The sequence below is a fragment of the Epibacterium sp. MM17-32 genome, assembly GCF_022348205.1.
Taxonomy (GTDB): Bacteria; Pseudomonadota; Alphaproteobacteria; order Rhodobacterales; family Rhodobacteraceae; genus Epibacterium.
Genome location: NZ_JAKRFC010000007.1, coordinates 58217 through 79169, shown reverse-complemented (window position 1 = coordinate 79169; position 20953 = coordinate 58217). Strand labels below are relative to the sequence as shown.

21 protein-coding genes are annotated in these 20953 nt (G+C 62.1%); 10 read left to right on the top strand and 11 right to left on the bottom strand.

Annotated elements, in window-relative coordinates; genetic code table 11:
• Positions 1 to 18: 18 nt before the first annotated feature.
• Positions 19 to 1986, top strand: coding sequence for a lytic transglycosylase domain-containing protein (locus MHM88_RS12845; RefSeq protein ID WP_239365657.1), 1968 nt, complete (start codon positions 19 to 21; stop codon positions 1984 to 1986).
• Here MHM88_RS12845 and MHM88_RS12840 read toward each other — a convergent pair.
• Positions 1942 to 2817, bottom strand: a complete 876-nt coding sequence (locus MHM88_RS12840; RefSeq protein WP_239322471.1) for a DMT family transporter — start codon at positions 2815 to 2817, stop codon at positions 1942 to 1944. The two genes, MHM88_RS12845 and MHM88_RS12840, sit on opposite strands and share 45 nt — an antisense overlap.
• Before the next feature lie 15 nt (positions 2818 to 2832).
• Positions 2833 to 3516 carry a tRNA (5-methylaminomethyl-2-thiouridine)(34)-methyltransferase MnmD gene (gene mnmD / locus MHM88_RS12835; RefSeq protein ID WP_239365654.1) on the bottom strand — a complete coding sequence of 228 codons (684 nt, stop codon included), beginning with the start codon at positions 3514 to 3516 and terminating at the stop codon, positions 2833 to 2835.
• A gap of 58 nt (positions 3517 to 3574) precedes the next feature.
• Between mnmD and MHM88_RS12830 the strand changes: the two genes are divergently transcribed.
• Entirely contained in the window at positions 3575 to 4615 is a 1041-nt protein-coding gene (locus MHM88_RS12830; protein WP_239365651.1) for an FAD-binding oxidoreductase, read from the top strand.
• 109 nt (positions 4616 to 4724) lie between these two features.
• Here MHM88_RS12830 and MHM88_RS12825 read toward each other — a convergent pair whose 3' ends face one another.
• From MHM88_RS12825 to MHM88_RS12810, 4 genes are all read right to left on the bottom strand, one after another.
• Positions 4725 to 5267: an NADPH-dependent FMN reductase gene (locus MHM88_RS12825; RefSeq protein WP_239365648.1), complete on the bottom strand. Its 543-nt coding sequence runs from the start codon at positions 5265 to 5267 to the stop codon at positions 4725 to 4727.
• Between the two features lie 170 nt (positions 5268 to 5437).
• Positions 5438 to 6103: an OmpA family protein gene (locus MHM88_RS12820; protein ID WP_239322467.1), complete on the bottom strand. Its 666-nt coding sequence runs from the start codon at positions 6101 to 6103 to the stop codon at positions 5438 to 5440.
• Positions 6104 to 6272: 169 nt separating this feature from the next.
• Positions 6273 to 6962, bottom strand: coding sequence for a YafY family protein (locus tag MHM88_RS12815; protein WP_239322466.1), 690 nt, complete (start codon positions 6960 to 6962; stop codon positions 6273 to 6275).
• A 330-nt stretch (positions 6963 to 7292) separates the two neighbouring features.
• Positions 7293 to 8144, bottom strand: coding sequence for a bifunctional helix-turn-helix domain-containing protein/methylated-DNA--[protein]-cysteine S-methyltransferase (locus tag MHM88_RS12810; RefSeq protein WP_239322465.1), 852 nt, complete (start codon positions 8142 to 8144; stop codon positions 7293 to 7295).
• A 206-nt stretch (positions 8145 to 8350) separates the two neighbouring features.
• Between MHM88_RS12810 and nth the strand changes: the two genes are divergently transcribed.
• From nth to MHM88_RS12795, 3 genes are all read left to right on the top strand, one after another.
• Positions 8351 to 8995 (top strand): endonuclease III, encoded by a 645-nt coding sequence (gene nth, locus MHM88_RS12805; protein ID WP_239365641.1) that lies wholly within the window; start codon positions 8351 to 8353, stop codon positions 8993 to 8995.
• On the top strand, positions 8992 to 9990 hold the full coding sequence (locus MHM88_RS12800; protein WP_239365638.1) for an adenosine kinase: 999 nt from the start codon (positions 8992 to 8994) through the stop codon (positions 9988 to 9990). The genes nth and MHM88_RS12800 overlap by 4 nt, the downstream gene beginning before the upstream one ends.
• Before the next feature lie 353 nt (positions 9991 to 10343).
• On the top strand, positions 10344 to 12713 hold the full coding sequence (locus MHM88_RS12795) for a methyl-accepting chemotaxis protein (RefSeq protein WP_239365635.1): 2370 nt from the start codon (positions 10344 to 10346) through the stop codon (positions 12711 to 12713).
• Positions 12714 to 12792: 79 nt separating this feature from the next.
• Here the strand turns inward: MHM88_RS12795 and MHM88_RS12790 are convergent, their stop codons facing one another.
• Complete coding sequence (locus MHM88_RS12790; RefSeq protein ID WP_239365632.1) at positions 12793 to 13281, bottom strand: MarR family winged helix-turn-helix transcriptional regulator; 489 nt, start codon at positions 13279 to 13281, stop codon at positions 12793 to 12795.
• A 107-nt stretch (positions 13282 to 13388) separates the two neighbouring features.
• Here MHM88_RS12790 and MHM88_RS12785 point away from each other — a divergent pair, with 107 nt between their 5' ends.
• Positions 13389 to 14273, top strand: coding sequence for a DMT family transporter (locus tag MHM88_RS12785; protein ID WP_239365629.1), 885 nt, complete (start codon positions 13389 to 13391; stop codon positions 14271 to 14273).
• Between the two features lie 34 nt (positions 14274 to 14307).
• Here the strand turns inward: MHM88_RS12785 and MHM88_RS12780 are convergent, their stop codons facing one another.
• Both MHM88_RS12780 and MHM88_RS12775 read right to left on the bottom strand, forming a co-directional pair.
• Entirely contained in the window at positions 14308 to 14862 is a 555-nt protein-coding gene (locus tag MHM88_RS12780) for a hypothetical protein (RefSeq protein ID WP_239365624.1), read from the bottom strand.
• Positions 14831 to 15313 (bottom strand): RNA pyrophosphohydrolase, encoded by a 483-nt coding sequence (locus MHM88_RS12775; protein WP_239366012.1) that lies wholly within the window; start codon positions 15311 to 15313, stop codon positions 14831 to 14833. Before MHM88_RS12775 ends, MHM88_RS12780 begins: the two co-directional genes overlap by 32 nt.
• 215 nt (positions 15314 to 15528) lie before the next feature.
• Between MHM88_RS12775 and MHM88_RS12770 the strand changes: the two genes are divergently transcribed.
• Together MHM88_RS12770 and MHM88_RS12765 are read left to right on the top strand one after the other, a co-directional pair.
• A complete protein-coding gene (locus MHM88_RS12770) occupies positions 15529 to 17556 on the top strand; it encodes an NADPH-dependent 2,4-dienoyl-CoA reductase (RefSeq protein ID WP_239365622.1) in 2028 nt (675 codons plus the stop codon).
• Between the two features lie 126 nt (positions 17557 to 17682).
• Positions 17683 to 18243, top strand: a complete 561-nt coding sequence (locus tag MHM88_RS12765; protein WP_239365602.1) for a type 1 glutamine amidotransferase domain-containing protein — start codon at positions 17683 to 17685, stop codon at positions 18241 to 18243.
• Positions 18244 to 18362: 119 nt separating this feature from the next.
• Here the strand turns inward: MHM88_RS12765 and MHM88_RS12760 are convergent, their stop codons facing one another.
• A complete protein-coding gene (locus tag MHM88_RS12760) occupies positions 18363 to 18707 on the bottom strand; it encodes an antibiotic biosynthesis monooxygenase (protein WP_239365599.1) in 345 nt (114 codons plus the stop codon).
• Positions 18688 to 19035: an NIPSNAP family protein gene (locus tag MHM88_RS12755; RefSeq protein WP_239365596.1), complete on the bottom strand. Its 348-nt coding sequence runs from the start codon at positions 19033 to 19035 to the stop codon at positions 18688 to 18690. Before MHM88_RS12755 ends, MHM88_RS12760 begins: the two co-directional genes overlap by 20 nt.
• A 209-nt stretch (positions 19036 to 19244) precedes the next feature.
• Between MHM88_RS12755 and MHM88_RS12750 the strand changes: the two genes are divergently transcribed.
• Positions 19245 to 20150, top strand: a complete 906-nt coding sequence (locus MHM88_RS12750; RefSeq protein ID WP_239322454.1) for a LysR family transcriptional regulator — start codon at positions 19245 to 19247, stop codon at positions 20148 to 20150.
• Between the two features lie 200 nt (positions 20151 to 20350).
• The gene (locus MHM88_RS12745) at positions 20351 to 20953 is read left to right on the top strand and encodes a LysE family translocator (protein ID WP_239365593.1); all 603 of its coding nucleotides are present in this window, start codon (positions 20351 to 20353) and stop codon (positions 20951 to 20953) included.

Genomic DNA, 20953 nt, shown 5'->3' with positions numbered 1-20953 from the left:
TGCTGGAAAATGCAAGAGATGACACGCAGACTCGCCTGTTCATTGCTGATTTGCGCGACCCTGTTTGGCGCGCCCGTGCATGCGCGCGGACTTGATACCGCCCTCCCCCTGATGCGTGATGGCCAGTGGCAAGAGGCCCTGATCGACGCAGGCGAAGAGGGATCAATTGCCCGCGATGTGATCGAATGGCACCGCCTGCGTGCCGGCAAAGGCACTGCGCGCGATGTCATGTCCTTTATCGACCGCCGCCCGGATTGGCCCGGCATGCAATACCTGCGCCGCCAGAGTGAGGAGGCCATCGCCACCGCCGGACAGGCGACGGTTCTTGCGTTTTACCGCGATACATCTGAGGCACAGACCCCCGAAGGCGCGCTCAGCCTTGGCGAAGCGCTGATTGGTGCGGGCCGCAAGACCGAAGGCGAGGCAGAGATCGTGCGCGCGTGGCGCAGCATGGCAATGCCGGAGGAGGTGCAGAACGCCTATCTTGCGCGCCATAAGACCCTGCTCGCCCAACATCACGAAGCGCGCCTGAACCGGCTTTTGTGGGATGGCCACAAAGTGTCCTCGCGCCGGATGCTGGAGCTGGTCAGCGACGGGGCGCGCAAACTGGCAGAAGCCCGGATTGCCTTGCAGGAACAGGCCAATGGCGTTGATGCGGCGATCGCTGCGGTGCCTGCCAACCTGCAAGATGACGCGGGGCTGGCCTATGACAGGTTTGCGTGGCGCGATGCCAAACGGCGCCAGGACGATGCAATTGCCATGATGTTTGAGCGCTCCACCTCTGCCAAGGCGTTGGGAGAACCGGACAAATGGCTGCGTCGGCGCGCAGATTTCGCGCGCCAACTGATGCGCGACAATGACAACACCCGCGCCTACAAACTCGCCGCTTACCATTTTTCTGAACCCGACGCAGGCTATGGCTATGCCGACAACGAGTGGATCGCAGGCTATGTCGCCCTGCGCAAACTGGATGATGCCGAGCTTGCAGTCTATCATTTCACCCGTTTCCTCGCCGCCGTGGAAAGCCCGATCTCGGTTGGGCGTGCAGGGTATTGGCTGGGGCGCGCCTATGCCCAGATGGGCGAAATCGACAAGGCCCACGCGGCCTACAGGCTTGGTGCAAAATTCCAGAGTTCCTATTACGGGCTACTCTCCGCACAGGCGTTGGGGCGCGGGTTTGATCCGCGCCTGACCACACCCGAAGCGCCCGACTGGAAGGGCGCGCCGTTCCTGCAATCATCGGTCTACAAGGCTGGCATCGCTTTGCTGGAGGCAGGCGATCTGTCGCTGGGCGAGCGGTTCCTGACCCATCTGGTCGAAAGCCTCCCGCCGGATCAGGCGCTGCAACTGGGCCAGATGGCCGTGGATATGAAACAGCCCCACTTGGCGGTGATGATCTCCAAACGTGCCGCCCAGGACGGGCTGGAACTGGCAGGCGCTTATTATTCCCTGCATCCTGTCACCCAGATGAGCCTGCCGATGGCGTCTGAGATGGTCTTGGCAATCGCCCGGCGCGAAAGCGAATTTGACCCGGTGGTCATCAGCCATGTGGGCGCGCGCGGATTGATGCAGGTGATGCCCGGAACGGCGGAACTGGTGGCCAAGGACCTCGGCATCCTCGACGATCACAAGGTCTCGCGCCTGACCGAAGACTGGCAATATAACGCCAAGCTCGGCGCCGCCTATCTGGCGGGGCTCGCAGGAGAGTTCGACGGCAATGTGGTCCTGATGGCGGCAGGCTATAACGCAGGCCCCCATCGCCCCATTGCATGGATGGAGCGCTACGGTGATCCGCGCGACCCGGAGGTGGATGTGGTCGACTGGATCGAGCACATCCCGTTTAACGAGACGCGCAACTACGTGATGCGCGTCACCGAAAGCCTGCCGGTCTACCGAGCGCGACTGGGGCAAACACCGCTGCCCCAGCCGTTCACGCGCGAGCTAGCGGGCCGCACGCTTCAGGTTTTCGCGCCAAAAGGTGAATAGCCCCGCCGCCACAACGATGGCCGCACCAATGATCACATTGGTGCGCATATCCTCGCCAAACACCAGCAGACCAATCATCGCGGCCCACGGCAGCTGCATATACGCAAACGGCTGCACGGCGCTGGCCTCTGCCATCTCGTAGCATTTGATCAGGAGCCAATGCCCAAGTGCGCCCGTGACACAAAGGGTCGCCATCCAGCCCCAATCCGGTGCGGTCATCGGCTCCCACCACCAAAGCCCCAGGGGCGTCACAAAAATCATGCCGTAGACGCCGGTGTAGAAAAAGCTGGTCGCGGTGGTGTCGCGACGCGCCACATAGCGGGTAAGCAGGCCATAGAGTGCAAACATCAGCGCCGCCAGCAGCGGGATCAGTGCCGCCACCTGAAACACGCCTGATCCCGGTTGCAGGATGATCAGCACACCGATGAAGCCCACGCCAATCGCAGCCCAACGCCGCCAGCCCACTTGTTCACCAAGGATCGGCCCCGAGAGCGCCGCAATGAGCAGAGGATAACAGACAAAGACCGCGTGGCTCTCGACAAGGCCAAGCACGGTAAAAGCCAGAACCATGACGCAAATCTCTGCCACGAGCACAAAGGCGCGAAAGATCTGCACCCACCGCTGGCTGGTCTGTGCGGCAGCCCTTACGCTGCCACTTTGTTTCAGTGCCAGCGTGATCACAAAGGCCGCAAAGAACCAGTAGCGAATAGTGATCACCATAAAGACGTTGTATTCACTCGCCAAATGCCGCGAAATCCCGTCTTGCAGGGCAAAGACAATCGTTGCGCCGATCATCAGCAAGATGCCCAGTCTGGTGTCGTTCTTGGCCATGACCTGTTCCATGGTTCAGCCTTTCAATTCATCAGTCAAAATTGCCCGCGTCATATGCCGCTTGCGCCCAAAACCGGGGGTGCGCTCTACTTTGAAACCTGCCGTCTCCAGCCCACGACGGACGAATCCGGCCGCTGTGTAAGTCGCTGCGGTACCGTTTGATACAGTATGATCCGCGACGGCCTGCATCAGATCCTCTTGCCAAAGCTCCGGGTTCTTGGCGGGCGAAAACCCGTCCAGAAACCAGGCGTTCGCCTGTCCTGTCCACTCTGGCAGCGACCTGCGCGCGTCGCCGATGACAACCTCCAACTGCAAGCTGCCCAAATCACAGCGTCCACCGCCCGTCCAGTGCGCCAGGAACCGCTCCGCCCATGGCGTGATCGCGGGAAAGGCCTCCAGCGCGCGTGCCATATCGGCTGGGGCCATTGGGAAGGCCTCGAAACTGGTGAACCGCAGCGGCATGCCTTGTCCGCTCTCTTCCCACGCGCGCCACGCGGCCAGCATGTTGAGACCAGTGCCAAACCCCAATTCTGCGATGTGGAAACCGGGCTGAAACCGGGCCGGCAGATCGTTGCCGGCTAGAAAGACATGCTCGGTCTCGAACAGGCCGTTTTGCAGCGAAAAATAAGGGTCGTCGAACTGATCGGAGACCGGCAAATCGCCCTCTCGCCAGCTCAGCCGTGCCTGCTGGTCTGCCATCGCGAATTCCTTTAGATGAGACGTGACACGAGGGCGAACCTGACGAAAGGTCATGGAAATGGCAACTGCTGAAATCACCGTGCGCGGCGCCGGTATCTTTGGGCTGTCGATCGCATGGGCCTGCCACCAACGCGGGGCCAAGGTGCAGGTGATCGACCCCGCCGGGCCGGGCGCTGGATCAAGCGGCGGGCTGGTCGGCGCGCTCGCCCCGCATGTGCCGGAAAACTGGAACCCTAAGAAGGCGTTTCAGCTTGAGAGCCTTTTGATGGCCGAAGGGTTCTGGGCCAAGGTCGAAGATACCGGCGGTGTTTCGCCGGGCTATGGACGCCTTGGCCGCCTGCAACCCATCGCGGATGAGCGCACGCTGCAACTGGCCCACGCACGCCGCGAGACCGCAGCCGAGCTGTGGCAGGATCATGCGAACTGGGATGTGCGCCCGGCGTCCGATTTCGGCGACTGGTGCCCGCCCAGCGCAACCGGAATGGTGATCCACGACACGCTCTCGGCGCGCATGCATCCGCGCCGTGCCTGTGCTGCATTGGTCGCGGCCCTGCGCGCTGGCGGTGTAGAGGTCATCGGCGACGGGCGTGACGAAGGGCACGTGGTTCATGCCACCGGTTATCAGGGATTGTTGGATCTGAACGCCCTGTCGCCGCGTCTGGTTGGCACGGGCGTCAAGGGACAGGCCGCACTGCTGGCCTACGATGCGGGTGCGGTGCCACAGCTTTATGCGGATGGGTTGCACATCATTCCGCATGCGGATGGCACCTTGGCCATCGGCTCCACCAGCGAGCGTGAATTCATCCGCCCGGACGAACCTGATGCGCAGCTTGATCAGGTGATTGCACGTGCCATCGCCGCAATGCCACAGCTTGCCGGTGCAGAGGTTCTGGAGCGTTGGGCTGGTGTACGCCCCCGCGCCCGAACGCGCGCGCCGATGCTGGGGGAATACCCCGGTCGCCCCGGTCATTTCATCGCCAACGGCGGCTTCAAGATCGGCTTTGGCATGGCCCCCAAGGTCGCCGAGGTGATGGCAACCCTGCTGCTGGACGGACGTGACACCATTCCCGAAGGGTTTCGTGTCTCGGACAATCTCTGAGTGTGCCGCAGTCCCGGCGTTCAAGAGAGGGATTGCGCTGCGCCAGGCGCATCGCCGAACGCGGGGGCCGCACCCGTTGGGTGCGGCCCCCGCGGCCTGCCCGATGCAGTCACCCAGTTGCAGCCGCGCGAAGCTGGGTCATCAAGTCGGTCAGTGTCTTGGTATAGAGCTCGCTGGTCAGACGTCCGGCCGCGTCGAATTCCTTGCTCGACCCGGCCAGGTGTACCTCCGGCCCGGGCAGAACACGCGGGCGAAACGGCACCAGGAAACTGCGCAGGATCATCTGCGCGCGCTCCCCGCCCGCACGCCCCGCTGCGGCAGACATCACGGCCACGGGCTTGTCGGCCCAGGGGTTGCCCTCGGTGCGGCTTACCCAATCCAGCGCGTTCTTGAGCACGCCGGATGGGCCTTTGTTGTACTCGGGTGTTGAAATGACCACGGCATCCGCACCTGCAATCTGATCGGCCAGCACCTGAACAGCGGTGGGTATACCGTCGACCTCTTCCGCGTCGCCATCATACAGCGGCAGGTTCAGTTCGCCCTCGATGACCTCCGCAGGACCAAAGAGCCGAGCGGCCTCTCTGGCCAGTTTACGGTTGGTCGCCTCCTTGCGGAGAGAGCCGGAAATAATAAGCAATACTGGATCAGCCATCATTTGGTCCTTTCAAATCATGTATCTCGCTGTGAAAGCTAGGTCGCCTCAGCCCGCAAACAAAGCCCGACCACCGCAGACGGGCTGTGCACCCTTACACAGCTGGCGCAATGAACCAAAAAGGCCGCGCTCGGGGGCGCGGCCTTTGGGGTCTGCTCATCCGTTCGAGCTTAGCTCGCCTGTGGGATGATGACGATTTCCACGCGCCGGTTGCGCGCCTTACCCTCAACGGTCAGGTTGCTCGCCACGGGCTGATCCTCGCCACGGCCGATGATGCGCATACGATTGTAAGAGACGCCGCCGGCGGCCATCTCATCAGCGACCGCATTGGCCCGACGTTCGGACAGGGAATAGTTATAGGACGCAGCGCCATCGCTGTCGGTGTGGCCGATCACTTGAACCACACTGCCCGGATAGCGCTGCAAGCTGCCCGCGACCTTGCGCAGATCGCTCCGCACCACCGACGAAATCGCAGCGCTGTCGGTGGCAAAGGTCAGATCATTGGGCAGCGAGACAATCAGACGATCGCCGGTGTTCACAATGGAAATCGAGTCATTGTCGAGGCTTTGACGCAGCTCCGCCTCTTGCTTGTCCAGCTCTCGCCCGATCAGGCCGCCCGCCAGGGCGCCGACGGCAGCGGTGCCGATGATGGTCTCGGCCTTGTCGTCATCCGAGGTCGCCGCACCGATGCCTGCACCAATCAGGCCACCGATGATGGCCCCGTTCTGAGAGCGGTTGATACCGCCGGGCGCACCATAGGAGGCAGGATCGTCACACGCGCTCAGCGCCACGGCAGCGGCCAGCACGCCAAGGGCGGGGATTTTTGCAAAAGACATTTGTAGTCTACCTTTTCTTCCTCAAACCTGTCTTTTATCGCCCGCGTTTTCTGTTCGCGGGCGGAGACGTTGTGTGTAGATATTGTGCGCATCGCCGCGCGCAGCAAGCGTGCAGGCATCGCGTTCGGCGGATTGCCGCGCACCCCCACTCGCGAACCTGCGGGCCAAGTTACGCCTTGTAAACAAACGTGTCGCGTTCTTGTTCCCGCCACAGCTTGCGCAACAACGCGGCTTCATCACTGAAATGCGCGTCCAGCAAGTCCGCAGACATCATTCGGTCCGTGCGGAAATGGCGAAAGCCGCTGCGCAGCTCGCACCACGCCGCAAGCAACGTGCAGTCGATGTGATAGATCAACGCCAAGGGGCGCAGGATGCGCTCGCTCTGCTCTCCGGCCTCATTCACATAGACCAGTTGCAGTTTCTGGGCGCTGCGGACCGCCTGGCGCAAGATCGCCTTGGACACGCAGCCATTGTCGGGGTCGTCAAGCGGCGCGCCATAAGGGGCGACCTGCAACCACTCGGCGCTGGCGTGAACATCGCATATCTTGCGCCCCACCCGCGCCGCCGCCTGCTGTAGCGCGCCATCCCCTGTGCGCATCAACATCGCAAGCCCGACATGCAGCGCCTCGATTTCTTCTTCATCGAAATTGAGCGGCGGCAGATCATACCCCTTGCGCAGCATATAGCCGATCCCCGCCTCTCCCTCGACGGGCGTGCGCATCGCCTGAAGCGCGGCAATATCGCGGTAGATCGTGCGCTTTGAGACCTCAAGCTGAGCGGCAAGATCCTCGGCCCGAACCGGCGCAGGGGCCGCGCGCAGGATCTGGATCAACTCGAACATCCGATTGCTGCGGGTCATGACACCTCCGGTGATGCAGATGGGCGGGCACATGCCGTGACACCCTGCTGCCATCCTAGCATGCCCCACTGACAACAGGGTGTCAGCAGCGATTTGCTTTTCTCAGAGGGTCACATCACACCCAATGGAGTCCGCGCATGTCGTCTTATGATTGGATCGCTCTTGTCACCCTCGGCTTGGATCGCTGGAACGAGCCTGCCCCACCGCGCACCGCTTATGAAATTGAGCGCAAAGAGGCTTGGGACAAAGTCGAAGCACATCTGGCTGCAAAACGTCGCGCACGCCGCAAAGCGCTTTTGCAGAGCATAAAGAGGGGTCTCACGCGCATGTTCACGCGGCGCTCTCCTGCGCGACCTCCGCGCGGGCGGCCTCAAAAGCCAGCATCGCGCGTTTGACCGGCACGCCCCAGTGGTAGCCGCCCATTTCACCGCCCTTGCGCAACACCCGGTGACAGGGGATGAGCCAGCTCAGCGGGTTCTTCCCCACCGCCGTTCCCACGGCACGCACAGCACGAGGGTTGTCGATAGCTTCGGCAATCTCGCCATAGGTGGTGGCCTCGCCCTCGGGGATCTGCAGGAGCGCCTCCCAGACCTTGATCTGCAAAGGGGCCCCCATCAGATGCAGCGCAGTATCGCCTTTGCGCGCAAAGGCCGCTTCGACCTGTGGGCGCAACGCATCTGCATCCTCGACAAACGCGGCCTTGGGCCAGCGCGCACGCATATCGCTCAAGGCCGTTTCGGCCCCGACTTCGGCCGCGAAGGCCAGACCACACAGGCCTTTTTCAGTGCCCATGGCGAGCGCCAGACCGAAGGGGCTGTCAAACCAGCCCCAGCGCACGGTCAACCCCTCGCCCCGGCGGGCATATTCACCGGGGCTCATGGCCTCCCAACGCACGAATAAATCATGCAAGCGGCCTGACCCGGAAAGCCCAACGGCATGGGCGGTCTCCAGCAAGGGCAAATCCTCGCGCAACAGCGACTTTGCATGCCCCAAACGCAGGTACTGCTGATAGCGTTTTGGCGAAACACCCACCCAGGCGGAAAATATGCGCTGAAAATGTGCTGAGCTCATATCCATGCGGGCCGCCAGTTCTTCGAGAGACAGATCCGCCCCATCCGCATCGATCACCTCGATCGCCCGGCGGATGACCCCGTAGTGATAAGCCTGTTCGTCCCGTTGCATGGCGCGTGCCCCTAGCCGTCGTCTTGATGGTTCAGATCGATAGTACCGCCAGCCGGTGCCAGGGGCGACCCGGAACCTGCGGTTTGCCAATCAGCCACGCCATCCGCGCAAAAACCGCGACTTTTGCACCGCATCGCCCGATCCCCTGCGAATGCCGCACGTTTTTGATTTGCGCCCTCTGCCTGCAGCGGGCAAAAGAACGCCCGATGGCCAAGCAACTCGATTATCATACGCTCCGCGAGATCTTCACGCGGTTCCAGGACGCCGAGGCCGAACCCAAGGGCGAACTCGACCATGTCAACGTCTACACGTTGGTCGTGGCCGTCGCCCTGTCCGCCCAGGCAACCGACGCAGGCGTGAACAAAGCCACCAAGGATTTGTTCAAGATTGCCGACACCCCCCAGAAGATGCTCACCCTTGGCGAAGAGGGTGTGATCGAACACATCAAGACGATTGGCCTTTATCGCAACAAGGCCAAGAACGTCATCAAGCTCTCCCGCATCCTTGTCGAACAATACGGTGGCGAGGTTCCCTGTTCGCGTGCGGCGCTCGAAAGCCTGCCCGGCGTGGGGCGCAAGACCGCCAATGTGGTTTTGAACATGTGGTGGCGCTACCCGGCACAGGCGGTGGACACGCATATTTTTCGTGTCGGCAACCGGTCTGGCATCTGCCCCGGCAAGGATGTGAACGCCGTCGAACGGGCGATCGAGGACAATATCCCGGTCGATTTCCAACTGCACGCGCATCACTGGCTGATCCTGCACGGCCGCTATCACTGCAAGGCGCGCAAACCCCTGTGCTCCACCTGCATCATCCGAGATCTCTGCCTCTACGAGGATAAAACACTATGACCAAAACCTACCAGCTCGTCGGTATCGGCAACGCGGTTGTCGACGTGATTTCCCAGTGCGACGACAGTTTTCTCGACCATATGGGGATCGAGAAGGGCATCATGCAGCTGATCGAGCGTGAGCGGGGTGAAGTGCTCTATGCCGCGATGAAGGAACGGGTGCAGACGCCCGGTGGCTCTGTCGCCAATACCATTGCGGGTGCTGGTGCGCTGGGGCTGTCCTCGGCTTTCATCGGCCGCGTGCACGACGACGCTCTGGGGCGGTTTTACGCGCAAGCCATGCAGGACGATGGCGTTGATTTTGTGAACCCGCCCGTCGCGGGCGGCGAACTTCCCACCTCGCGTTCCATGATTTTTGTCTCGCCCGATGGCGAGCGCTCGATGAACACCTATCTGGGGATTTCGTCTGAACTCAGCTCTGACGATGTACCAAACGAGGTCGCAGGTCAGGCGCAGATCATGTTCCTTGAGGGGTATCTGTTCGACAAGGACAAAGGCAAAACCGCCTTTATGGAAGCGGCGCGTGACTGCCGCGCAGGCGGCGGCAAGCCGGGCATCGCGATCTCCGATCCCTTCTGTGTCGAACGTCACCGCGCCGATTTCCTGAAGCTGATCGAGACCGAGCTGGAGTTTGTCATCGGCAATGAGGCCGAGATCCGCTCTCTGTTTGAAACCGATGATCTGGAAGAGGCGCTGGCAAAGACGGCGGCGATCTGTCCGCTGGTGGTCTGCACCCGCTCCGGCGAGGGCGTCACCGTGGTCAGCCCTGCAGGCCGCATCGACGTGCCCGTGACCCGGGTCGTGCCCGTGGATGCCACCGGCGCCGGCGATCAGTTCGCAGCCGGTTTCCTGTTTGGCCTCGCCCACGATCAGGATCTGGAAACCTGCGCCCGGATGGGGAACGCCTGTGCGGCCGAAGTCATCAGCCACATCGGCCCGCGCCCGCAAACCGACATGCGCGCACTTCTGCAAGCAGCGGGCTTGCTGGCGGCCTGACCCCCGTGCCCGCAGACAACACACGCCTTGAGCCAATCGCAGACATCGAGAGGCTCAGGGCATGCGACCCAGGGTAGTATTTGACAAATCAAATACTACCAGACCGACCAAAACCGAACCCAAATCCAAAAACGAAATGCGCCATTTGCGCTCTTGGTTCGCGAATCACACTTTCCTCAATGAATACAAGCCTTCACCTTTGATGCCGCCGCTTGGCGCCATATAGGTCATAAACTTCGCGCAAAAGTATAGTAATTCGCGAAAGAGAGGTATTGCCACCCAGATTTGCCAATTCTTAAGTTTGCCACGCGAGGACTAGAATGTGGATCACATCTATCCGATAGGACCTCGCCATGTTTCGTATGAATGCCCTCCGAGTTTCCCAGAAGCTGCCGCTCTATTTCGCAGCTTTCAGCGCGTCCATCAGCGCCATCCTCATCGCCGCAGCGCTCTTTGCCTTTCACGGGTATGCCGAACGCGCCGTCGAGAACCAGATGGAGACAATCACCGCTGATCGCAGCGCATCGGTACGCAATATGATGTCCACGATCCGAGCGGATCTGACGTCGCTTGCCGCCTCGCCGGCCACCGTCAACGCCCTGGGATCATTTGCGACCACGTGGGAGGATCTTGGGGGAGCGGCAGCGGACACGCTGCGCGCTGCCTACATCAAGGACAATCGCCATCCCGTCGGCGAAAAGCACAAGCTGCACAGGGCAGACGGTGACGCCGCCTATCACGAGATCCACGAAACCTATCATCATGGCCTGCGGACGCTGATCGAAAGCAAAGGCTATTACGATGCCTTTCTGATCAACCCCGCAGGCGACATCGTCTATTCCGTCTTCAAGGAAATGGACTACGCCACCAGCCTCACCAACGGTGCCTACAAGGACTCCGGGCTTGGGGCAGCCTTTCGCGATGCACAGTCCGCCAAGACTGGAACCGTGGTCTTTGCGGACATGGAACCCTATGCCCCCAGCAATGGCGCTGCCGCCGCGTTCCTCGCATCGCCGGTCGTTGATGGAGACGGCACCCGCCTGGGCGTAATCGCGATTCAGGTTCCCGTGGATCTGCTGGGTCAGATTACCAACAACACCGATGGTCTTGGCGAAACCGCACAAGTCTACCTGATGGGCGCAGACCTCATGGCGCGCACCAATTCCCGCTTTGAGGACGGGTTCCGGGTGCTCGATACACTGCCGGAGAACGAACACATCCTGCGGGCGCTCGACGGTGAAACGCACTTCTTCAAGGGCGCGGATGGGCTGGATGGCCACCCGGTCTATGCCTACTCCCGGCCGCTCGACCTCGGGATTGCCAATTGGGTTCTGGTCATCGAGCAGGATGTGCGCGATGTCATGGCACCGCTGCGCAGCAAAGCCTGGATGCTCGGTCTGATTGCCATTGGCGTTGGTTTGGTCATGTCCTTTCTTGGCTGGCGGATCGCCTGTTCCTTCACGCGCCCCCTCAACCGTATTCGCACCGGCATGACCGAGGTTGCGGACGGCAATCTGGATACCGACGTCGCTGACGCAAGCCGCGGCGATGAGATCGGGGATATCGGCAAGGCGCTGGTGTCGCTTCAGGACGACCTCCGCCTGGCGCGTGAAGCCGAGGAAGCCCGCGCGCAACAGCAGCAGGAACAGCAGATTGTGGTGGAACACCTCAGCGCCGGGCTGCTGCGTCTGTCGCAAGGGGATTTCTCTGCCACCATCGACACGCCGTTCTCGGGCGAGCATGAAAAGCTGCGTGCCGATTTCAACACGACGGTGAGCACGCTCAATCAGACGCTCGGCCATGTGGTGAGCGCGGTCGAGCGCATCCGCAACGGTGCCGCCGAGATCAACCAGTCGTCCGACGACCTGTCCCATCGCACCGAGAGCCAGGCCGCAACGCTGGAGGAAACCGCCGCCGCGCTGGAAGAGATGACAGCAAGTGTGAAATCCGCCGCCGAAAGCGCCCGCAGCGTCGAGCAGATCACCGGAGAGGCCAAACAAGAGGCCGAAACCAGCGGCGGCGTGGTACAGAACGCCGTGACCGCAATGACCGAGATCGAACAGTCATCGAAGAAGATCGAACAGATCATCTCGGTGATTGACGATATCGCCTTCCAGACCAACCTGCTGGCACTGAACGCTGGTGTCGAGGCTGCACGCGCAGGCGAAGCGGGACGCGGCTTTGCGGTGGTGGCAAGCGAGGTGCGCGCTCTGGCGCAACGCTCCTCCGAGGCCGCGATGGAGATCAAATCCCTGATTGGCGAAAGCTCCAAACAGGTGGAAGCGGGTGTCGACCTCGTCGGCAAGGCCGGTGAAGCGCTCCAGATGATTGTTCAACGCGTGAACCACATCTCTCAACTGGTGTCGGGAATCGCAGAAGGCGCATCCGAGCAATCGAATGGCATCGAGGAAATCAACACCGGCATGGTGCAGCTCGATCAGGTGACGCAACAGAACGCCGCCATGGTGGAAGAAGCCTCCGCCGCGTGCCAGATGCTGGACAGCGACGCCTCTCAACTGGGCAGCGTCGTGGCAAACTTCAAACTGTCCGGTGCGGCAGGCCAGGATCAACAGGCCGCCCCCGCCAGCTCTGTTCGCCCTGCCCGCACCCTCCAGCGCGAAGAGTGGGACGTGTCCGCCGATCACGATGACGCGACACCGCCCGCGCCGACGGCGCATGGCACCGACGGCAATGCCGCGCTCAACTTCTACGAGGACTTCTAGAAGCGCTCCGTTGCGCCGCGCCACACCCCAGGCCGGCGCCGGGGCTCCCTGACAAGGACCGACACATTGGGCCGTACCATCAGGTGCGGTCCAATGCCGTCAGCGCCTTGCTCAGCAGCTCGGCCAACTGGTCGACCTCTTCGGGGGACAGCCCCTCGATCAGGCCGGATTGTGTGGCGACATGGGCCTCCACGACTTCATCGATCAGAGTCAGCCCCTCAACCGTCAGGGCGATCAGGAAACTGCGGCTGTCTTCCGGATTCGTCGTGCGGCTGACCAGGCCATCCGCCTCCAGCCGATCAATCCGGTTGGTCATGGTTCCGGATGCCACCATCGTCGCCTTCATCAACGCCCCCGCCGACAGGCGATACGGCGCGCCTGCCCGACGCAAAGTGGCCAGCACATCGAATTTCGCCGCATTGAGACCATAGCGGGCGAAGGTCTGTTCCATCGGTTTCAGGTAGGCCAGATAGAGCCGCCCGACGCGCCCGATCACCCCCATCGCGGTCACGTCGAGGTCGGGCCGCTCGCGGCGCCATTGCTCCAGAATGAAATCCACATGATCCATGCGCCAGTAATGTGCCGCGACGCGAAGGAGGTCAATGCGATGCGAATATCTTGACGTCGAGACTTTCCGCCACTATCTCGACATCGAGATATATGGGGAGTCCCACCATGACGAATAACAAAGACCTTGCCCTGACCGCACTTGCGCCGGCCATTTGGGGCAGCAGCTACATTGTGACGACAACGTTCCTGCCCGGAGAATCGCCCTATCTGGTGGCCTTGTTGCGGGCTTTGCCTGCCGGCCTGCTCCTGCTTCTGATCGTGCGCCAGCTGCCGCCCATCGCCCTCCTGCCAAAGATCTTTGTGCTTGGTGCGTTGAACTTTTCGGTATTCTGGGCGCTGCTGTTCTTGTCGGCTTACCGTTTGCCCGGCGGCGTCGCCGCCACATTGGGCGCTGTACAGCCACTGTTCGTGATGGGGTTGTCGGGGGTTCTCCTTGGCACACGCCTCCACGCCAAGGGCATACTGGCGGCGGTCCTGGGCATTCTGGGGGTCGGGTTGCTGGTGCTCGGGCCGGAGGCCAGCCTTGATCTCGGCGGCGTCGCGGCCGGGCTCGGCGGGGCGCTTTCGATGGCCACAGGCGTGGTTCTCACCCGCAAGTGGCAACCCGGTGTGCCGGCATTGACCTTCACCGCCTGGCAGCTCACCGCCGGGGGGCTGTTGCTGATCCCCGTGGCCGTGATTGCCCTGCGTGACTGGCCGAGCCTCACGACCAACAACCTCATCGGCCTCGGCTACATGAGTCTGATTGGCGGCGCGTTCACCTATATCCTGTGGTTTCGCGGCATCGGCCGCATCGCTCCGGCCCAGATCTCGCTCCTCGGGGTCTTCAGCCCGCTGACAGCAGCGATCCTGGGGGCGCTTTTTGCAGGCGAGAGTTTCTCCGCGCTGCAAGCGCTGGGGGCTGTGGTGGCCTTGTTCTCCGTCTGGCTGGGGCAACAGGGCACAAAACCCCTTGCGGTCAAGACGACAGCAAGGGTCGCTGCGGAGTAGGGCGCAAAGGACCCTGTCGGCAAACCTCTGGCGGTCAGTCGTCGGCCAGAGGTGACACCGCCCCGTCCAGGCTCTCGGGCAGCTGCGAGGGGCAGACCCCACCCCGGTGGCATTGCAGGACCGTATCCCCGGCGCTTCCATCCTCTGCCGCAAAGAAAAAGCCGCCACAGGGTTCGACAACCGCCACGACCCGCTCGTCGGTCTGCCGGGCAAAGAACAAATAGCGCGTGCCGGACACCAGGCTTCCGCACCATGGGCCCAAACAATGGACTTCCAGCGTGATTTGCCCGTCGACGGACTGGTCGAAGATCCGTTCTCCCAGCATCAGCCCCGTGACCTGTGCCGGGATCTCGGTCGGCTGTTCGGTCGCGCGCGGGGCAGCCTCCGAATAGCGCGGCAGGAGTGCTTCATCAAAGCTCACACGCCCCTCGATCACGACAAAGGGGTCCTCGCTTTCGGATACGATCCGATAGACATCCCCCGGCCCCATCGGCAAGCAACTGAGCGCAGAGGCCTGGGTTGCCATCGCCAGCGTCAGCCCTGCGACAAAGACGGCATTACAAATAGGCTTTGAATTCCTCGACGACACGCGCATAGACCTCCTTCTTGAAGGGGACAACCTTGTCCACCAGCTCCTCCACCGGCTGCCAGCACCAGGCCGAGAACTCTGGATCCTTGGTTGCGATATTGATCTGGTCGTCGCGTCCGGTGAACCGCAGCAGAAACCACTTCTGTTCCTGCCCGCGGTATTTGCCGCCCCAGAAATGAGGCACCACCTCATGCGGCAGATCATAGGGCAGCCAGCCGTCGCTTTCTGCGATGATCTCGACCAGATCGGGGGTAACGCCGGTTTCCTCTTCCAATTCACGGAGCGCGGCGAGGCGGGCATCCTCCCCTGTGTCGATCCCGCCCTGCGGCATCTGCCAGGCGTCCTTGTGCCGATCCATCCGCTGGCCGACCCAGACCGCCCCGTCCCCGTTTATCATCATCACCCCCACGTTGGGGCGATAGGGCAAACCCGCGATTTCGTCAGGGGTCATTGCCTTTGGGGCGGGCTTCTTGGTCTTTTTGCTCATGCTGTTCCTGTGCCCTCACGCCTGTGCCTAACCGTCTGCCCCTCTTAGACCGCGTGCCGCGGGGGCACGCAAGGGGGTGACGCCGCGTATGGAGGTGACAATCCCGAGCCGCCGGGCGATCCTGCGCCGCAAGAGCGCCCCGCACGGGGACGCGACGAAGGACATGGAGGGAGAGTGTCATGGCTGCGTACCCACATCTGCTGGCCCCGCTGGATCTGGGCTTCACCACCTTGAAGAACCGGGTACTGATGGGCTCCATGCATACGGGCCTGGAAGAGACCCGTGACTGGGACCGGGTGGGCGAATTCTATGCCGCCCGCGCCCGGGGCGGTGTGGCCCTGATGGTGACAGGCGGCATTGGTCCGAACCTCGAAGGTTCCGTGCTGCCGGGCGCGGCGATGATGACGACGGAACAGGACGTCGCCAACCATTCCGTCGTGACCAAGGCCGTGCATGAGGCCGGCGGCAAGATCGCGATGCAGATCCTGCATGCGGGCCGCTACGCCTACGGGCCGAAATGCGTCGCCCCCAGCCCGATCAAATCCCCGATCTCTCCGTTTCCGCCGACGGAACTGGACGAAGAGGGCATCGAGAAACAGATTTCCGACATCGTGACCGCCGCGCGTCTGGCACAAGAGGCTGGCTACGACGGGGTCGAGATCATGGGCTCGGAGGGCTATTTTCTGAACCAGTTCCTCGTCACCCACACCAACAAACGGACTGATCACTGGGGTGGCGCTTACGAGAACCGCATGCGCCTGCCGGTCGAAGTGGTACGCCGGGTGCGGGAGGCCGTGGGGGAGGAGTTCATCCTGATCTACCGTCTGTCGATGATCGACCTGGTGCCCGACGGATCGACCTTTGACGAGGTGGTACAACTGGCCAAGGCGGTTGAAACCGCGGGGGCGACGATTATCAATACCGGCATCGGCTGGCACGAGGCCCGCATTCCCACCATCGCCACTTCGGTGCCGCGTGCAGCCTTTGCCTGGGTCACGCAAAAATTGATGGGGCATGTTTCGATCCCCGTCATCACCTCGAATCGGATCAACACCCCCGAGGTCGCAGAGGATGTTCTGGCGCAGGGCTGTGCCGATATGGTGTCGATGGCGCGCCCGATGCTGGCGGACGCGGAGTTCGTCGCCAAGGCCGCAGAGGGGCGCGCGGCAGAAATCGCCCCGTGTATCGCCTGCAACCAGGCCTGCCTTGATCATACATTCGGCGGCAAGCTGACCTCCTGCCTGGTGAACCCGCGCGCCTGTCACGAAACCGAACTGGTGCTTTCCCCGGCAGACCACACAAAGACCGTGGCGATCGTCGGGGCTGGCCCTGCGGGCCTGTCGACCGCGCTGGCTGCTGCGGAACGCGGCCACGCCGTGACGCTGTTCGACGCTGCAGAGGAAATTGGCGGCCAGCTCAACATGGCCAAGCAGATCCCCGGCAAGGAGGAATTCTGGGGTCTCGTCGACTGGTATCGTACCATGATTGCCAAGGCGGGCATCTCGGTGCAATTGGGCCGCCGCGTGGGCGTTGCGGATCTCGCGGGTTTTGACGAGGTCATTGTTGCCACCGGCGTCGTGCCCCGCGATCCCGGCATTCCGGGGCAGGATCACGGCTCTGTCGTCAGCTACATCGATGTGCTGCGTCACAAGGTGCAGGTGGGCGACAAGGTCGCCGTGATCGGCGCCGGAGGTATCGGATTTGATGTCGCGGAATATCTCCTGCACGAAGGTGACAGCCCGACCGAAAGCCTGCCCCTGTGGATGCGCGAATGGGGCGTGACCGATCCGGGCGAACATCGCGCGGGCCTGGCGCCCGAAGGGCCGCAACCCGAAGCACCGGCGCGGCGGGTGACGCTCTTGCAGCGCAAGGCCGAGCGCCACGGCAAGCGACTGGGCAAGACGACGGGATGGATTCATCGTGCCACGCTAAAGATGAAGGACGTGGAGTTTGTCGGCGGCGTGAACTACGAGCGGATCGACGACGCGGGGCTGCATGTCAGCTTTGGCGAGGCGCGCGACACCCCCACCGTGATCGAGGCCGACACCATTGTTCTCTGTGCCGGGCAGGTCAGCGAACGGTCCCTGGCCGACCAACTGGCCGAGGCCGGGATCACCGCCCATGTGATTGGCGGAGCAGATGTGGCCGCGGAACTGGACGCCAAACGCGCCATCAATCAGGGCACACGGCTGGCGGCAACACTGTGACCTGACGCAACGTGACCCTTACTGCGAAAACCCCGTCCGGAACATCCGTGGCGGGGTTTTCGTTTCCTGTTCGAGCCGGTCGCCACAAGGCGATCATTCAAGGCAACAGACAGGAAAGGACAGAAGATGCCGAAGATTTCCAACGCAAAAGTCCTCATCATCTCCACCCACGGCTACGAAAAATCCGAACTCGAAGTCCCGCGCGACGCGTTGCGCGCCAAGGGCGCAACCGTGCATGTGGCCACGCTCGACGGGCAAAAGATCCGCGGCTGGGAAGGCCCGGACTGGAACGGCGAGGCCGAAGCGGATCGGAAGATCGCGGACGTCAACGCCTTTGACTATGATGCGCTGGTCATTCCCGGCGGCCAGATCAACCCGGACCTGCTGAGGGTCGAGGAGAATGTGATCGCCCTCGTCAAGGATTTCCACAACGAGGGCAAAGTGATCGCAGCCGTGTGCCACGCGCCGTGGGTGCTGGCCGAGGCGGGGATCGTGAAGGGTCGCGACATGACCTCTTACGGCTCCATCAAGACCGACATCATCAATGCAGGCGCCAATTGGGTCGATGCTGAGGCAGTGGCAGATCAGGGTATCGTCACCAGCCGCCAGCCCGGCGACCTTGAGGCCTTTGTTGCAAAAATCGTCGAAGAGATCGAGGAAGGCCGTCACCAGCGCAAAGCCGCGTAACCCCGTCATCAGCTGGCTGCGGGGGTGGGACACACCGCCCCCGCAGATGCTGCACCCTCCCCCAGCACCGCAACCGCCCCAGACGCACCACAGCGCTTCCGCGCGCGCATTTGCGAGGTTCAATCGTGTCGCACGCGGCTGTCGTCCGGGGCCTCCTCACGCTCGGACATTCCGTAGTCGCGGATCACGCCGGCCACGCGCAGGCGATAATCCTCAAAATACCCATTGCGGCCTTTTGCCTGCGCAATGCGGTGCTTCTCCATCTGCCGCCATCGGCGCAACGCCGCTTCATCCTTCCAGAAGGACAACGACAACAGCTTGCCCGGCGTTGTCAGGCTTTCAAACCGCTCCACCGATATGAAACCTTCGATCCCTTCGAACAATGGGCGCAGCGTGGCCGCGTGGTCCAGATAGGCCTCTTTCATCCCCTGTGCGGGTGTCACCTCAAAGATTACAGCGATCATCGTTCCTCCCTCCGGGCCCATGCGGTGTCGAGGCCAGTGTAAGCCAGGTGCGGTCCTCACGCAGGATGAACTTCTCCTTCTGGGCAAATTCATAGTTCTGGCGTCCCAGCGGATCCGCCGCCAAACGGGCGCGATAGGCCTCATATGCCGCCAAAGACGGGATCGAATAAATCCCGTAGGCAAGTGTCGAAGAGCCTTCATGCGGCGCGAAATATCCGAACAGATCGGCACCATTGCGCGGTATGGCCTGCCCCCAGGTCTGGGCATATTGGCGGAATTGGGCATGTTTCGTGGGATCAATCTGATACCGGATGATGCAGGTCAACATCGAAGAGTCCTTTGTGTTCAGTGCTTGCCCGTCCTGACACGTCCCGCCCCGGCGATGCTTCGGCGCGCATCGAAATATCCCGTGCGCCCCTGTTTCCTGACCACGAACGATCCGGCGAAAACCCCGCAATTATCCCAAGCCCGCCCCGATGTTGCCCGATTTGACCCGCAGGAAGGGCAAGAGACAGAACGTGCGATGAGGAATGCGAAATGGACCGACTGACCGAGATGGAAGCCTTCGCCAATGTGGTGGATCAAGGCGGGTTCACGGACGCAGCCAAGAAGATGGGCATCTCCAAATCTGCCGTTTCCAAACATGTCTCCAGCCTCGAAGCCCGCCTAGGTGCGCGATTGTTGAACCGCACCACGCGCCGGGTGTCGCCGACGGAAATCGGCCTGGCCTACTACGACCGCGCACGACGGGTGCTGAACGACGCTGGCGAGGCCGACGCATTGGTGACATCGATGCAGACCGCGCCCTCTGGCCTGTTGCGGATCTCGGTTGCGACGGATTTCGGCGTCAACCACCTGTCGCCGGTCCTGTCCGATTTCCTGCGCGATTTTCCCGATATCACCGTCAATATGGTGCTCAACAACCGCTTCGTGGAATTGATCTCCGAAGGGTTCGACATGGCCGTGCGTATTGGCGAACTGGAGGACAGCAGCCTTCGAGCCCGCAAACTGACCGAGACCACCAAACGCATGGTCGCGTCGCCCGGCTACCTGGAGAAATTCGGCCGCCCGCAAAAGATCGACGACCTCAATGCGCACAAACTGCTGCATTATTCCAACCAGTCCAGCGGCAACGTCTGGAAACTGACCGCGCCCTCGGGCGAAAAACGCCAGGTCCGCTCGACCGGCTGGCTTTCGGTCAATGACGGGCAATCCCTGCTGAACGCCGCCATATCGGGGCTCGGGATCGCCTATCTGCCGAGCTACCTCTACGCCGAGGCCAAGGCCGAAGGACTGGTCGAGGACGTGATGCCCTCCCTCCCGGTCGAGACTCTCGGCGTCTATGCCGTCTATCCACCGGGACGGTTTACGCAACCCAAGGTCCGCGCCTTCATTGATTTTCTCGCCCATGCCTTTGCGGAGAAGGGCATGGAAACCTGGTAGGCGTTTTGCCAAGGGTGCCCCCCGCTCGGCACCCGGCTCTACCTTTGTTTCAAGGCGATCCACACTTCCCTCGACTGCCCCTTGCATATTCTGCAGGGGGCTTTTGTTCGGCCCGACGCGCCAATGCGCAACATTCGGGTCGCTGCAAGGCGCTGTGCCTGACACATCTCCGGTGCAGAACCGCCTCGATGGACACGCCGATGATCCTTGCCTTGCTGATGTTTCTTCTGCCACTGGCCTATAGCCCGGGCCCTGGAAACCTGTATTTTGCGGCCGCGGGGGCGCAGGTCGGTGCCAGAGCAACCGTTGCGGCCTCGGTGGGCTACCACCTCGCCACGTGGGGCGTGACGCTCGCCATCGGTCTGGGCAGCCTCGCAACGCTTGCGCAACAGCCCGCCATCTTTGCCGCGGTCAAGCTTTTGGGCGGGGGGTACATCCTTTGGATCGCATGGCGGTTCGCACGCAGCAGCCGGTTGCGTCACAGGAATACGGCAACCGATGTCCGCTTTGTGGATGGTGTGGTCCTGCTGCTGTTCAACCCCAAGGCCTATGTCATCATCGCATTGATGTTCAGCCAGTTCCTCGACCCTGCCCGGCTTCCGGCCGTCGGCGCTGGTCACATCGGGCAGGTTCTTCTGATTACAACAGTCTTCACGTTGAACAACCTCTTGGCCTTTACCGTCTGGACCTTGGCAGGGGATCGGCTTGCCCGCGTGTTTTCCAGTCCCGCCCAGGCGCGCTGGCTCAACACCGGCTTTGCCGTCACGCTTGCGGGCGTCGGGCTCTGGATGCTGCTGGATTGA

Coding starts and splice junctions, on each gene's coding strand:
- MHM88_RS12770 (WP_239365622.1), top strand. CDS start 15,529: ATGGCTGCGTACCCACATCTGCTGGCCCCGCTGGATCTGGGCTTCACC.
- MHM88_RS12785 (WP_239365629.1), top strand. CDS start 13,389: ATGACGAATAACAAAGACCTTGCCCTGACCGCACTTGCGCCGGCCATT.
- MHM88_RS12755 (WP_239365596.1), bottom strand. CDS start 19,035: ATGTTGACCTGCATCATCCGGTATCAGATTGATCCCACGAAACATGCC.
- MHM88_RS12815 (WP_239322466.1), bottom strand. CDS start 6,962: ATGACCCGCAGCAATCGGATGTTCGAGTTGATCCAGATCCTGCGCGCG.
- MHM88_RS12830 (WP_239365651.1), top strand. CDS start 3,575: ATGGCAACTGCTGAAATCACCGTGCGCGGCGCCGGTATCTTTGGGCTG.
- nth (WP_239365641.1), top strand. CDS start 8,351: ATGGCCAAGCAACTCGATTATCATACGCTCCGCGAGATCTTCACGCGG.
- MHM88_RS12790 (WP_239365632.1), bottom strand. CDS start 13,281: ATGGATCATGTGGATTTCATTCTGGAGCAATGGCGCCGCGAGCGGCCC.
- MHM88_RS12845 (WP_239365657.1), top strand. CDS start 19: ATGACACGCAGACTCGCCTGTTCATTGCTGATTTGCGCGACCCTGTTT.
- MHM88_RS12810 (WP_239322465.1), bottom strand. CDS start 8,144: ATGCAACGGGACGAACAGGCTTATCACTACGGGGTCATCCGCCGGGCG.
- MHM88_RS12825 (WP_239365648.1), bottom strand. CDS start 5,267: ATGGCTGATCCAGTATTGCTTATTATTTCCGGCTCTCTCCGCAAGGAG.
- MHM88_RS12800 (WP_239365638.1), top strand. CDS start 8,992: ATGACCAAAACCTACCAGCTCGTCGGTATCGGCAACGCGGTTGTCGAC.
- MHM88_RS12760 (WP_239365599.1), bottom strand. CDS start 18,707: ATGATCGCTGTAATCTTTGAGGTGACACCCGCACAGGGGATGAAAGAG.
- mnmD (WP_239365654.1), bottom strand. CDS start 3,516: ATGGCAGACCAGCAGGCACGGCTGAGCTGGCGAGAGGGCGATTTGCCG.
- MHM88_RS12820 (WP_239322467.1), bottom strand. CDS start 6,103: ATGTCTTTTGCAAAAATCCCCGCCCTTGGCGTGCTGGCCGCTGCCGTG.
- MHM88_RS12765 (WP_239365602.1), top strand. CDS start 17,683: ATGCCGAAGATTTCCAACGCAAAAGTCCTCATCATCTCCACCCACGGC.
- MHM88_RS12795 (WP_239365635.1), top strand. CDS start 10,344: ATGTTTCGTATGAATGCCCTCCGAGTTTCCCAGAAGCTGCCGCTCTAT.
- MHM88_RS12775 (WP_239366012.1), bottom strand. CDS start 15,313: ATGACCCCTGACGAAATCGCGGGTTTGCCCTATCGCCCCAACGTGGGG.
- MHM88_RS12745 (WP_239365593.1), top strand. CDS start 20,351: ATGATCCTTGCCTTGCTGATGTTTCTTCTGCCACTGGCCTATAGCCCG.
- MHM88_RS12750 (WP_239322454.1), top strand. CDS start 19,245: ATGGACCGACTGACCGAGATGGAAGCCTTCGCCAATGTGGTGGATCAA.
- MHM88_RS12840 (WP_239322471.1), bottom strand. CDS start 2,817: ATGGCCAAGAACGACACCAGACTGGGCATCTTGCTGATGATCGGCGCA.